Source organism: Flavobacterium chilense, from assembly GCF_001602525.1.
In the GTDB taxonomy this organism is placed as follows: domain Bacteria; phylum Bacteroidota; class Bacteroidia; order Flavobacteriales; family Flavobacteriaceae; genus Flavobacterium; species Flavobacterium chilense.
Genome location: NZ_LSYT01000001.1, coordinates 316,052 through 328,600 on the forward strand (window position 1 = coordinate 316,052; position 12,549 = coordinate 328,600).

A 12,549-nucleotide genomic window follows, 5' to 3' on the forward strand; every position below is an offset into this window, starting at 1 on the left:
CCTATTAACCAACCAACTATAACACAATTATGTACACGTTGCCAAAAATTGAACGTTTTAATCAGGACGTTCTCTCGAAATACCACATCTACAATAGTGTCTTTATAACATTGCCCTTTGATTCTATTGATAATACAGGAGTTTTATTGCCATTATTTACAGAAACTTGCGAAACAGGGTTTAAAAAACAGGAAACTCCAAAAGAAATTCTTGAGTTTTTCTCTAACAGATACCTTAATGATGCATCAGAAACAGAAAAAATCGATCTTATGTTTCGATTTATTCAATACATCGAACGTCAGATTGTATTATTTGACGCTATCGAAGATGCTGCTTTCCCTGAAGTAAACAACATGGAAGGACGAGGATCCTTACGCGATATCAAAGAAAAATCAGATGCCAAGGAAAAAGACGATGAATTGATTGAATTTCTGGAAAATTTTAATGTGAGAACTGTTTTAACAGCGCATCCAACACAGTTTTATCCGGGACCGGTTTTAGGAATTATCAATGATTTGACTGACGCGATCCGCTCAAATGATTTATTAAAAATAAAACAGTTACTGGCACAGCTTGGAAAAACACCTTTTATCCAAAATGAAAAGCCAAATCCTTATGATGAAGCGGTTTCTTTAATCTGGTACTTAGAAAATGTTTTCTATGCTACTTCAGGAGAGATTGTTCATTATTTACAAAAAAATATCCTTCAGGGAAATGCTATTCAGAACCAGTTGATAAAACTTGGATTCTGGCCAGGAGGAGATCGTGACGGAAATCCATTCGTGACAACAGAGATTACTTTAAAAGTTGCAGATCGTTTAAGAACTTCTATTTTAAAGTGTTATTATGTTGAAATGAGAAACTTAAAAAGAAAGTTAACTTTCTCAGGAGTAGACACTTTAGTAGCTGAACTTGAACATAAACTTTATCGTTCTGTATTTTATTCTAAAGGTGAAATTTACATTACTTTAGAGGAATTACTCACTCAATTGAACCTGATAAGAGATATTATTATCGAAAAACATCAGTCTTTATATCTGGATGAACTTGAAGCATTTTTAGTAAAAATTAATCTATTCGGATTCCATTTTGCGACTTTAGATATTCGTCAAAATAGTAAAATCCATAATGCTGTATTTAAAGATGTTGTCAATCATTACCTAAATTCAGGCTCAAATATATTCCCTAAGAATTATTTTGATTTATCTGAAGATGAAAAACTGAATGTTTTATCTACAGTCAAAGGTGATTTGAATCCTGCAGACTTTGAAGATGAAATTACAAGATCTACTTTAGAATCTGTTCAGGTTATTAAAACAATTCAGGAAGCTAATGGAGAGTCTGGAGCAAATCGTTATATCATTAGTAATAATGAAAGCGCTCTGAATGTAATGGAAACTTTTGCGATGATCCGATTAAACAATTGGGAAAATCCAACAGTGGATATTATTCCGCTTTTTGAATCTGTTGATGATTTACAAAATGCACATCAGATTATGGAGCAATTGTATACCAATCCGGAATATTCAAAACATTTACAGGCAAGAGGAAATAAGCAAACCATCATGTTAGGTTTTTCTGATGGTACAAAAGATGGCGGTTATTTAATGGCGAACTGGAGTATTTATCAGGCTAAAATTGCTTTAACTGAAATTTCAAGAAAATATGGTATTAAAGCTATTTTCTTTGATGGACGTGGAGGACCTCCGGCACGTGGTGGTGGAAAAACACATAAATTTTACGCTTCTTTGGGACCGAAAATTGAGAACAACGAAATTCAGATTACGGTTCAGGGACAAACGATCAGCTCTAATTTCGGGACTTTAGATTCATGTCGTTATAATATCGAAAACTTATTAAGTGCCGGTGTAACAAATCAGGTTTTCAGTAAAGGAAAAAATGAACTGAGCAAAGACGAAACCGAAATTTTGACACAATTGGCTAATCTTGGATATGATAAATATTTAAGTTTTAAGAATCATCCAAAATTTATTCCGTACTTAGAAAAAATGAGTACGCTGAAATACTACTCTAAAACCAACATTGGTAGCCGTCCGTCAAAAAGAAGCAAATCTGAATCGTTAGATTTCGCTGATTTAAGAGCGATTCCTTTTGTAGGTTCATGGAGCCAGCTGAAACAAAACGTACCTGGATTTTTTGGAGTTGGATCTGCTTTGAAGCATTTTGAAGAAAGTGGTCAATGGGATAAAGTTCAGGATTTATATCACAACTCCCTTTTCTTTAAAACACTTTTAGAAAATAGTATGATGTCATTGGCAAAATCATTTTTACCATTAACAGCTTACATGAGAAATGATCCTGAGTTTGGTGAATTCTGGCAAATTATCTTTGATGAATTCTCAGAAACGAAACGCCTTTTATTAAAAATAGCAGGTCATAAAACCCTGATGGAAAATTATCCCGATGGTATAGCATCGATTCAGGTAAGAGAACGTATTGTATTGCCATTGTTGACAATACAACAATATGCTTTATTAAAAATTAATGAATTAAATAAAGATGCCAGCGGTAATGAAGAACTTATAAAAGTTTACGAAAAAATCGTTACGAGATCTCTTTTTGGAAATACAAATGCAAGTAGAAACTCTGCTTAAAAGTAATTTTTCATTATAATAAAATTAAAAATGAGTACAACTATATTACCTGAAACAGAATATTCCGGCCCTTTTGCAAATTATATTCGCGAAGCCGGTGAGATTAATCTGACTGAAGAATTAGAAATTTCACTGCATGATTTTATCAGATTTGTCCAAAATATTCCATTGGATAAATTTGATTATCGTTATGCAGAAGGAAAATGGACAATTAAAGATATTATTCAGCATTTAATCGACTGCGAGAGAGTTTTTGCTTATAGAGCGTTACGATTTTCCAGAAATGACAAAACAGCTTTGCCTGGTTTTGATGAAAATAATTATGTCGATAATACGAATGCAGGAGGAAGAAGTATTCAGGAATTACTAACGGAACTTTCTGCTGTAAGACATTCAACTTTATTGTTTTATAAGAGCCTTTCTGAAGAACAGCTTAAGAGAACTGGAACTGCATCTACACATCAGCTTTCAGTTCGTGCTTTGGGTTTTGTGATTATTGGACATCAAAAACACCATCAAAAAGTTTTTGAAGAAAGATATTTGTAATCTTTCTCTTTTATAAAAAAAATCCTGTGAATATACTTCACAGGATTTTTTATAAATATTTATTTGTTTTTCTCTACAATAGCGAGACCTAACCTGATTTTATTATAGGATAGTTTTTCTTCAAAATGATCGTAATACGGTTTTAATGCACTCGGATATTCTAATTCTACTTGTGCTTTATGAAGTTGCATTACTTCCTCTTCAGAAACAAACTGACTTAAATTGATGTCATTACCATCAATATACAATTTGGCCAAATGTGAAATAATAGTGGTAAGGCCAAGATTTCTGCGTTCTGCAATTTCCTCAACAGAGACTCCATTTTGAAATAATTCAAGAGTAGCCTTGTAAGTATTGCTTTCTTTCTTGACTTTTTTATTTTCTTTTTTTACTTTTTCATAATAAACAATGGCGTCTATAAACTCCTGACCGTATTTTTCCAGTTTTGCTTTACCAACACCATCAATAGCCAGAAATTCTTCATCACTCATTGGTCGTAAAGTTTCCATTTGCCTAAGTGCTGCATCACTAAAAATGACATAGGCAGGAACTTCTTCATCTTTTGCAATTTCATATCGCAATTTTCGAAGTATTTCAAAAAGAGAATTTTTAGCAGCTTTAGTTTTTGTTTCTTTGATTTCGTTTTTATCAATTACTTTTTTAACGACTGTAGTGAGTTTTACTTTTTCACCTTCAAATAATACTTTCCTGGCAAAAGGAGTAAGCAGAATTTTATTGTGTTGATGAAAAGCAATCTCGCAATATCCTAAATTTATTAATTGAATTAGATATTGATTCCAATCGTACCATGAAATGTCAGCGCCAATTCCGTACGTTTTTAAGCTTTGATAATTTTTTTCGTAGATATACGCGTTTCTCGAGCCTCGCAAGAAATCGACAATTACGGCCAAAGGTTCAGATTCCTGCAATCGGCTAATGGCTGACAATGCTTTTTGCGCGAGAATCGTACCATCGAAAAAAGTTGGAGGATTTTTACAAATATCGCAATTACCGCAATTCTCTTTTACAAGTTCACCAAAGTAAGAAAGCAAAATTTTTCGTCGGCAACTCAAAGCATCCGCATATTGTTTCATCCTTTCCAGTTTCGCCAGCTGCACATCAGAGTTTAGTCCTTCAGAAGCAAATTTTTGTAATTGAATCACATCTGCATAACTTTCGAATAAAACCGTTTCTGCCGGTAATCCGTCCCGGCCTGCACGACCAATTTCCTGATAATAACCCTCAATGTTTTTAGGCAGGTTATAATGAATTACCCAGCGTACATTAGATTTGTCGATTCCCATTCCAAAGGCAATTGTAGCACAAACGACCTGACAATCATCATTAATAAAATCGTCTTGTGTTTTAGCCCGAAGTTTATTTTCTAAACCGGCATGATATGCTTTTGCCTTAACGCCATTTTTTTGAAGTTTGAGAGCCAGTTCTTCGGTTGTCTTTCTGCTTAAGCAATATATAATACCGGATTCATTGGATCTGTCTTCAACAAAATCAATAATCTGCTTGACTCTGTCTAATGCCGGACGAACTTCTAAACTCAGATTTTTACGGTCAAATGAAGCAACAAAAGTTTTTGGATTTCTTAAGTTTAATTGTTTTGTAATATCTGTACGGGTTGCTTTATCAGCAGTTGCTGTTAAAGCAAGAACCGGAGTAGAAGGGAAGCGGTTTTTTAAATAGCCTAAATTGGTATAAGCCGGGCGAAAGTCGTGTCCCCAGGAAGAAATACAATGTGCTTCATCTATTGCAATCAAGCTGATTGTTAATTCATTAAAAGCAACATCTAAATAGGATAAACTTTCGGGAGCAATATAAACCAGCTTAAAATGATTTGATTTTAAGTTATCAATATAAAATTGTTGTTCTTCGCTCGATTGGCTGCTATTAATATAACAAGCATTAATTCCGTTGGTTTTTAAACTGTCAACCTGATCTTTCATCAAAGCGATAAGCGGCGAAATAACAATTGTAATTCCTGGCAATACTAAAGCAGGTAATTGAAAACAAATGGATTTACCACCACCGGTTGGCATTATCGCCAGGGTATCCTGACCGGAAAGTATGGTGTTAATAATGGTTTCCTGATTGGGTCTGAACTTTTCAAACCCAAAATTCTCTTTTAATTTGGCGTGTAAGATCTCTGAATTCATAAGGCTTATATTTTTATAACCATAAATATAATAAAAAGATTTAAATATAGTAATTTTCCTATATTTAAATCACGCTTTTAGTTCATAAAAAAAGGAACTCTATTAGAGTTCCTTTGATTTATTTTAAAGATATAAATTAATCTTCGTCTTCATCATCTTCGTCGTCAGCGATATCATCTTTGTCTTCGTCATCATCGTCATCGTCTCCACCATCAGTATCAGGTTTATCTTGTGTATCGTCATCATCATCGTCATCGCTGTCATCTTCAAGATCAAGACCTTTTACTGGTTCGATTGTGTCAACATCAAGATCCATATCATCATCTTCATCATAATTCTCAATTCTGTCAGCAAGTTTCGTACTGATTTTTACTAAATAAATAGTGTCCTCAGTGCGTACTTCAACAGCTTCTACTAATTCGTTTTTAGCATTTCTAAAACGGATAACATCCGAATCATCATAACCATCAGGAAATTTCTCCACTAAAAGGTTCAAAATTTCGTTGGTAAGTTTAGCGTAGTCTACTATAACTCTTTTCATAAATATCTTATAAATCTAATAAATAAGCAAAAATTAACGGTGCAACGATCGTAGCATCCGACTCGATAATAAATTTAGGGGTTTTAATATCTAATTTTCCCCAAGTGATTTTCTCATTTGGAACAGCTCCTGAATAAGATCCGTAGCTTGTTGTAGAATCTGAAATCTGGCAGAAATAACTCCAGAACGGTACATCATGCATTTCCATATCCTGGTATAACATTGGTACCACGCAAATTGGAAAATCTCCTGCAATACCACCACCAATTTGGAAAAATCCAATACCGTTAGCGCTATTTTTTGGATACCAGTCAGCAAGGAATGTCATGTATTCAATTCCTGATTTCATGGTAGAAGCTTTTAAGTCTCCTTTGATTACGTATGATGCGAAGATATTTCCCATTGTACTGTCTTCCCAACCCGGAACAATAATAGGTAGATTTTTCTCAGCTGCTGCATACATCCAGCTATCTTTTAAATCAATTTCGTAATATTCTTCTAAAACGCCGGATAACAACATTTTATACATGAATTCATGCGGAAAATAACGTTCTCCTTTATCATCTGCGTCTTTCCAGATTTTATAAATGTGTTTTTGTAAACGACGGAATGCCTCGTGCTCAGGAATACAAGTGTCTGTAACACGGTTTAATCCTCTTTCAAGCAAAGCCCATTCGTCTTCCGGTGTCAAATCACGATAGTTAGGCACTCTTTCGTAGTGTGAATGTGCCACTAAATTCATGATGTCTTCTTCTAGATTGGCTCCAGTACATGAAATAATTTGTACTTTATCTTGTCTAATTATTTCGGCAAAAATTTTACCAATTTCTGCTGTACTCATAGCGCCAGCCATACTTACCATCATTTTAGCACCATTTGCTAATTGTTGTTCATATGCTTTTGCAGCGTCAACTAAAGAAGCAGAGTTAAAGTGTAAATAATGTTTTTCAATAAACTGACTGATTGGTCCTTTCATTTGTTTTTGTTTTTTTATTTTTTTTTGAATTAAAAGTTTAACCTTTTAGATGGTACTGCAAATTAATAATTTTATAGATATTAACTTTTATTTTGCAGGTTTTTTTTTATACTTTTTTTTTGTATCCTAAAATTTTCAGCACATCATCAGATGTCTGTTGTTCTGAGAAAACCTCAGTGGCTAAGATTCCGTTTTCGTCACGATCGATCAGGATATGCTTAGGCTGCGGAATAAGGCAGTGGTGTAATCCACCATAACCTCCAATAGTCTCCTGATACGCACCAGTATTAAAGAAACCAATATATAAAGGCTTTTCTTTGTTGTATTTAGGCAAATAAATGGCGTTCATATTTTGCTCTGAGTTATAATAGTCATCACTATCACAGGTCAAACCTCCTAATAAAACCCGCTCATATGTATCATTCCAACGGTTTACTGCCAGCATGATAAAACGCTTATTGATAGCCCATGTATCCGGTAAAGTGGTAATGAATGAAGAATCAATCATATTCCATTTTTCTCTGTCATTTTGTTGTTTTTGATACAAAATCTGATAGATTGCCCCACCGCTTTCACCTACTGTAAAAGAACCAAATTCTGTAAAGATGTTTGGAACATCAACTTCGGCTTCATCACATGCTATTTTAATCTGATTGATAATTTCATCAATCATATATTGATAATCATATTCGAATGCAAGAGAGTTTTTAATTGGAAATCCTCCACCAATATTTAAACCGTCAAGGGTAGGACATTCTTTTTTTAGCGCAATATATACTTTGATACATTTTACCAACTCATTCCAGTAATATGACGTATCATTGATTCCGGTGTTAATGAAAAAGTGAAGCATTTTAAGCTCTAACTTATCATTTTCCTGAATTTGTTTTTTGTAAAACGATACGATGTTTTTATATCCAATACCTAATCTTGAAGTATAAAACTCAAATTTAGGTTCTTCTTCAGCTGCAATACGAATTCCGATTTTGAATTTCCCTTTAATTTCAGCCTGAAGCAGATCAAGTTCCTCGTAATTATCAATAATCGGAATAGTATTTTTATGTCCGTTATTGATTAATCTTGCAATATTTGTGATGTATTCGTCTCTCTTAAAACCATTACAAATAACATAAGTACTTTTATTGATTTTACCATTTTCAAGCAAATTCTCTACAATATTAACATCAAAAGCTGATGATGTTTCTATATGAATGTTATTCTTGAAAGCTTCATTCATAATATATTCAAAATGAGAGCTTTTTGTGCAATAACAATAGTAATATTTTGCTTCGTATTTGTTTTTTTCCATCGATTTTCTGAACCAGGCTTTAGCCTTATTGATGTTTTCAGAAATCTGAGGTAAATAGGTGAATTTTAAAGGCGTACCGTATTGTTCAACCAATTTCATCAAATCGATATTGTGAAATTGAAGATTGTCTTTGTTTAATTTAAATTCCTCTTGTGGAAAATAGTAAGTTTGATTAATTAGATCAGAATATTTTGTATTCATTTATTTGTCAATAGTTAAGATGTAATTTTTAATTTAGTGAATGTTGCTAAATCTAAAATTCAAACCCTAATATTTGCAAATACAATTTGCAGTTTTTCATGTTCTGCTTTTGAGCACAAAAAAACATCAAAACAAAACGGACTTTTACTATTATAAAAACGATCCAATATTCTTAGTAAAGAACTATTGAGGCGGTTTCTGTAAGAGTTAAAATGTCTTTGTTTATTGTTTGTTTTCATCGTGGCAAATGTAAAAAATAATATATACCTAAAGCAAAGCTTTTTATTAAAAAAAGTTTAAGATTTATAATCTTGAAATGCGTCTAGAATTAATTTATTTTCAACGGATTGGTTAATTTTTATTTTTCCGATTCCTTCAATCAAAGCAAATTGAATTAATCCGTATTCATTTTTTTTGTCATGAATAAGCAATTCGAGGATCGGATCAATGTCTGCTTCTTCAATTTTCACATCCTCATAAATGCTTTTAATTGCCGTTTTGATTTCGGCATATTCTTCTGCTGAAATTAGATTTTTATGCAATGAGATATAACTTTCCAAAATCATCCCTATCGCAATCGCTTCGCCATGTAACAACGTTTTTTTAGCTTCACTTTCCAAAAAGTAACCTTCGATAGCATGACCTAAAGTATGTCCGAAATTCAATGCTTTTCGGATGTTTTTTTCTGTTGGATCCTGTATAACGATATCGTTCTTAATTTCAACTGAGCGATAGATTAATTCATCAAGGGCATTATAGTCAATAGCTGCTAAATCTAAAAATTGTTTCCAGTAGGCTGCATCATATATTAGACCATGTTTTAGCATTTCAGCCAAACCGGAACGCATTTCGCTTTGAGGCAATGTTTCGAGATATTGTGTGTCTATTAATACCATTTGAGGTACATTAATTACACCAATCTGGTTTTTAAGATTTCCTAAGTCAACTCCTGTTTTTCCTCCAACAGAAGCATCTACCATAGATAATAAAGTAGTAGGAATATTGATAAAATCAACTCCGCGCTTGAAAGTTGAGGCAACAAATCCGCCAAGATCCGTTACAACACCACCGCCAAGATTAATAACAAGTGATTTTCTGTCAGCACCAAGTTCAGTCAGTACTTTCCAGATTTCAATACAAGTATCTATATTTTTATTGATTTCGCCGGCTTCAAATTCAATTATCTCTATGGCTAAATCTGTTTCAAGTAACGGTAAAAATTTTGGAAGACAATACTCATTCGTTTCATTATCAACTATAATAAACAAATTAGAGTATTTGTTTTCTTTTAAATGATTATTTAGGGCTTCGTATGCCTTTTGGTTAAAATGCACCAGATAATTATTAGCTTGAATAGATTGCATATTTCTGTAGTTAATTGAAAGCGCAAAATAAGGCATTTTTAGCTAAATAATATTCAAAATTTAACTCAAATTTGTTTTAAAACGAATGATTCTAATTAAGGTTTACGCTATTTTTTTTATTTTTTGAGAATCTGAAATTTAAAAAACAGGAAAGTCTTACTTATTATCATAATTGTTCTAACAATGTTATTAACGATATTGAAAAATTTGATATGTTTTAGTAAATAATATTCAAAACACTCTCTATCTTTGCACAAAAACTAAACTTAATGGAAAAAATATTCGATAACACTCAGGTTGCATTTTCGTTAAAAAGCGACACGGAACTTGACAGAGCCTATTTTCTTTTTAAAATGATTGACAGCGAGCCTTTGGTACGTATTGGAACTGCTGTTACTAATTTTGCTATTAAAGCACATCTTCCGGTTGAAGGATTGATTCGTGCAACAGTTTTTGACCATTTTTGTGGCGGTGTAAACGAAAATGACTGTCTTAGTGTTGTAGATAAAATGTTTACAAAAGGTGTTTCATCTGTATTGGATTATTCTGTTGAAGGAAAAGAAGAGGAAGAGCAGTTTGATGCGGCATTAGAAATGACTTTAAGAACAGTTGATTTTGCCAAAGAACGCCTTGCAATTCCTTTTGCTGTATTTAAACCAACTGGTTTAGGACGTTTTGAATTGTATGAAAAATTAGGTGAGAAACAAACTTTAAATCCAACTGAACAAGCAGAATGGGATAGAGTAGTAGCGCGTTTTGACAAAATATGCAGTGAAGCACACAAAAAAGATGTTGCATTACTGATTGATGGTGAAGAAAGCTGGATGCAGGATGCTGCTGATGATCTGGTTACAGATATGATGCGTAAATACAATAAAGAAAAAGCGATTGTTTTTAATACGTTACAAATGTATAGATGGGATCGTCTGGATTATTTGAAAAAATTACATGAAGTGGCCAAAAATGAAGGTTTCTATATTGGAATGAAACTGGTTCGTGGTGCTTATATGGAAAAAGAAAATAAAAGAGCAGAAGAAAAAGGATATCCTTCTCCAATTTGCGCCTCAAAAGAAGCGACAGATATAAACTATGATAATGCTGTACATTATATGTTAGATCATATCGAAAAGATGGCCATTTTTGCAGGAACTCATAATGAATTGAGCTCTTATAAATTAATGGAAATGATGGCAGAGCGAGGAATGGCTAAAAATGACAACAGAATCTGGTTTGGACAACTATACGGAATGAGCGATAATATTAGTTACAATCTGGCTGAAAACGGTTATAATGTTGCTAAATATTTACCTTTTGGTCCCGTAAAAGATGTTATGCCATACTTAATTCGTCGTGCGGAAGAAAATACTTCTGTAGCCGGGCAAACAAGCCGCGAATTGTCTATGATTAAAGCAGAACGTAAACGCAGAAAAGGAAAATAATTTTCAGTTTATCACATATAAAAAAACTCCAATGAAATTCATTGGAGTTTTTTTTATGCTTTTATATTTGTTTAGAAAGATACCTGACACTGTAAAACAATCATTCCTAAACGATCTGACTGAGTGTATTTAGGATTTAGTGCGGTTTTGTCGAAAATAGCCCTGTTTTGATAATTTAAGCTAAATTTTGGTCCAAAAGTTCCTGTAGTGTAATAATTCGCTCCAATTTCGTACATCGTCATTGGTGTATTTAGTGCTTCTAAATCTGCAATTTGTGTGGCTAAATAAGGCTGAAAACGTCCTTTCTTGGATGGATTTTCTGAATTTTTAAACAGATAACCAACCTGGGCATAATAGATATTTCCTGTTCCAACACCAATAAATCCGCTTCCTGAGCCATTTAATAGTGCAGGATCTGCAATTGCAGGATTAGGAATAGAGATGAACTGTGTGTAGTTTTTACCATATTGCGCATTATTGTAAGCCGCATACGCCGTAATAGCTGAACCGTTATTTCCTATAGGACTATCATAAAAAACATCCAGTCCTAAAACTTTCATATCATCATGATGCACTAAACCTGAACCATCAGTATCTAAACGCCACATTGCATTTGCCTGTGTCATATAACCAAGACCAAGATTAAAAACTTTTTTTGTACCTAAATAAGTCCCTCTGTTGTATGCTTCAAGATTTTGTTCTTTTTCTAAAAAATGATAGGTTAAGATTCCTGAAAATTGTGCTCTTGGCGTTTCAGGACTTACAGTAGAATTAAACCCAATATTGTTGTTTGTATTTCTGTAAGGATTGGTAACTGCAACTCTATAGCTTAAATCTCCCAGATATCCCTTGGCATAAATACTTAAATTACGATTGCCAAAAGTAGAAGATATATTGGCAATTTGCTGGTACATAGGAGTGTCTAAACTCAATTGTGTTGCTGAACTGTTTGATGAATAACGAGTAGTTCCGGATCCCCAGCTTGTTAAACCGCCTCCAATATGAAGCTTATCACTAAAATGATATTCTCCTAATGCATCCATAACGGAAAGTGGTGCATTTGAAGGTCCGTTATTTTGTGTAAAATTGATATTATTCTGACCAAGCTGAAGGTGGAAAAAGATATTGTCTGTCAGCATTCCCATTGCCTGCAGACGCAAACGCCTAATTACAACATCATAAGCATCATTTACTTCTGTTGTACCTATTTTACTTCCCGGATTCAGTTCTGTATATCTGCCCCAAATCTGAAGATTCATACCAAATTTGATATATTTTGAACCATCAGGAGAGATGTTGACTACATTAAAAGGTTTTTCCTGTGAAAGAACACTAATCGTGTTCATTATAATAAACAATAAAATTAAAACGATTCTAAGATGTGGCATTT

Annotated in this window: 9 protein-coding genes; 3 read left to right on the plus strand and 6 right to left on the minus strand. The window is 33.3% G+C overall.

Annotated elements, in window-relative coordinates; genetic code table 11:
* The first annotated feature begins 29 nt into the window (after window positions 1-29).
* Together A4F88_RS01215 and A4F88_RS01220 are read left to right on the plus strand one after the other, a co-directional pair.
* Window positions 30-2,615, plus strand: a complete 2,586-nt coding sequence (locus A4F88_RS01215; protein ID WP_068840718.1) for a phosphoenolpyruvate carboxylase — start codon at window positions 30-32, stop codon at window positions 2,613-2,615.
* 30 nt (window positions 2,616-2,645) lie between these two features.
* Entirely contained in the window at window positions 2,646-3,161 is a 516-nt protein-coding gene (locus tag A4F88_RS01220; RefSeq protein WP_068840719.1) for a DinB family protein, read from the plus strand.
* A 59-nt stretch (window positions 3,162-3,220) separates the two neighbouring features.
* On the opposite strand, the gene recQ is transcribed toward A4F88_RS01220, so the two are convergent.
* The 5 genes from recQ to aroB form a co-directional block, all read right to left on the minus strand.
* Window positions 3,221-5,329, minus strand: coding sequence for a DNA helicase RecQ (recQ, locus tag A4F88_RS01225; protein WP_068840720.1), 2,109 nt, complete (start codon window positions 5,327-5,329; stop codon window positions 3,221-3,223).
* A 136-nt stretch (window positions 5,330-5,465) separates the two neighbouring features.
* On the minus strand, window positions 5,466-5,870 hold the full coding sequence (locus A4F88_RS01230) for a DNA primase (RefSeq protein WP_068840721.1): 405 nt from the start codon (window positions 5,868-5,870) through the stop codon (window positions 5,466-5,468).
* A gap of 7 nt (window positions 5,871-5,877) precedes the next feature.
* Complete coding sequence (locus A4F88_RS01235) at window positions 5,878-6,846, minus strand: deoxyhypusine synthase family protein (protein ID WP_068840722.1); 969 nt, start codon at window positions 6,844-6,846, stop codon at window positions 5,878-5,880.
* A 106-nt stretch (window positions 6,847-6,952) separates the two neighbouring features.
* Window positions 6,953-8,356 (minus strand): type III PLP-dependent enzyme domain-containing protein, encoded by a 1,404-nt coding sequence (locus A4F88_RS01240; RefSeq protein ID WP_068840723.1) that lies wholly within the window; start codon window positions 8,354-8,356, stop codon window positions 6,953-6,955.
* A 296-nt stretch (window positions 8,357-8,652) separates the two neighbouring features.
* Complete coding sequence (aroB, locus tag A4F88_RS01250; RefSeq protein ID WP_068841424.1) at window positions 8,653-9,720, minus strand: 3-dehydroquinate synthase; 1,068 nt, start codon at window positions 9,718-9,720, stop codon at window positions 8,653-8,655.
* Window positions 9,721-9,989: 269 nt separating this feature from the next.
* Between aroB and A4F88_RS01255 the strand changes: the two genes are divergently transcribed.
* Window positions 9,990-11,159 (plus strand): proline dehydrogenase family protein, encoded by a 1,170-nt coding sequence (locus A4F88_RS01255; RefSeq protein WP_068840725.1) that lies wholly within the window; start codon window positions 9,990-9,992, stop codon window positions 11,157-11,159.
* A gap of 71 nt (window positions 11,160-11,230) precedes the next feature.
* Here the strand turns inward: A4F88_RS01255 and A4F88_RS01260 are convergent, their stop codons facing one another.
* Window positions 11,231-12,547 carry a porin family protein gene (locus A4F88_RS01260; RefSeq protein ID WP_156062644.1) on the minus strand — a complete coding sequence of 439 codons (1,317 nt, stop codon included), beginning with the start codon at window positions 12,545-12,547 and terminating at the stop codon, window positions 11,231-11,233.
* Window positions 12,548-12,549: the final 2 nt, after the last annotated feature.

Coding starts and splice junctions, on each gene's coding strand:
- A4F88_RS01215 (WP_068840718.1), top strand. CDS start 30: ATGTACACGTTGCCAAAAATTGAACGTTTTAATCAGGACGTTCTCTCG.
- A4F88_RS01235 (WP_068840722.1), bottom strand. CDS start 6,846: ATGAAAGGACCAATCAGTCAGTTTATTGAAAAACATTATTTACACTTT.
- A4F88_RS01255 (WP_068840725.1), top strand. CDS start 9,990: ATGGAAAAAATATTCGATAACACTCAGGTTGCATTTTCGTTAAAAAGC.
- recQ (WP_068840720.1), bottom strand. CDS start 5,329: ATGAATTCAGAGATCTTACACGCCAAATTAAAAGAGAATTTTGGGTTT.
- A4F88_RS01260 (WP_156062644.1), bottom strand. CDS start 12,547: ATGCCACATCTTAGAATCGTTTTAATTTTATTGTTTATTATAATGAAC.
- A4F88_RS01240 (WP_068840723.1), bottom strand. CDS start 8,356: ATGAATACAAAATATTCTGATCTAATTAATCAAACTTACTATTTTCCA.
- aroB (WP_068841424.1), bottom strand. CDS start 9,720: ATGCAATCTATTCAAGCTAATAATTATCTGGTGCATTTTAACCAAAAG.
- A4F88_RS01230 (WP_068840721.1), bottom strand. CDS start 5,870: ATGAAAAGAGTTATAGTAGACTACGCTAAACTTACCAACGAAATTTTG.
- A4F88_RS01220 (WP_068840719.1), top strand. CDS start 2,646: ATGAGTACAACTATATTACCTGAAACAGAATATTCCGGCCCTTTTGCA.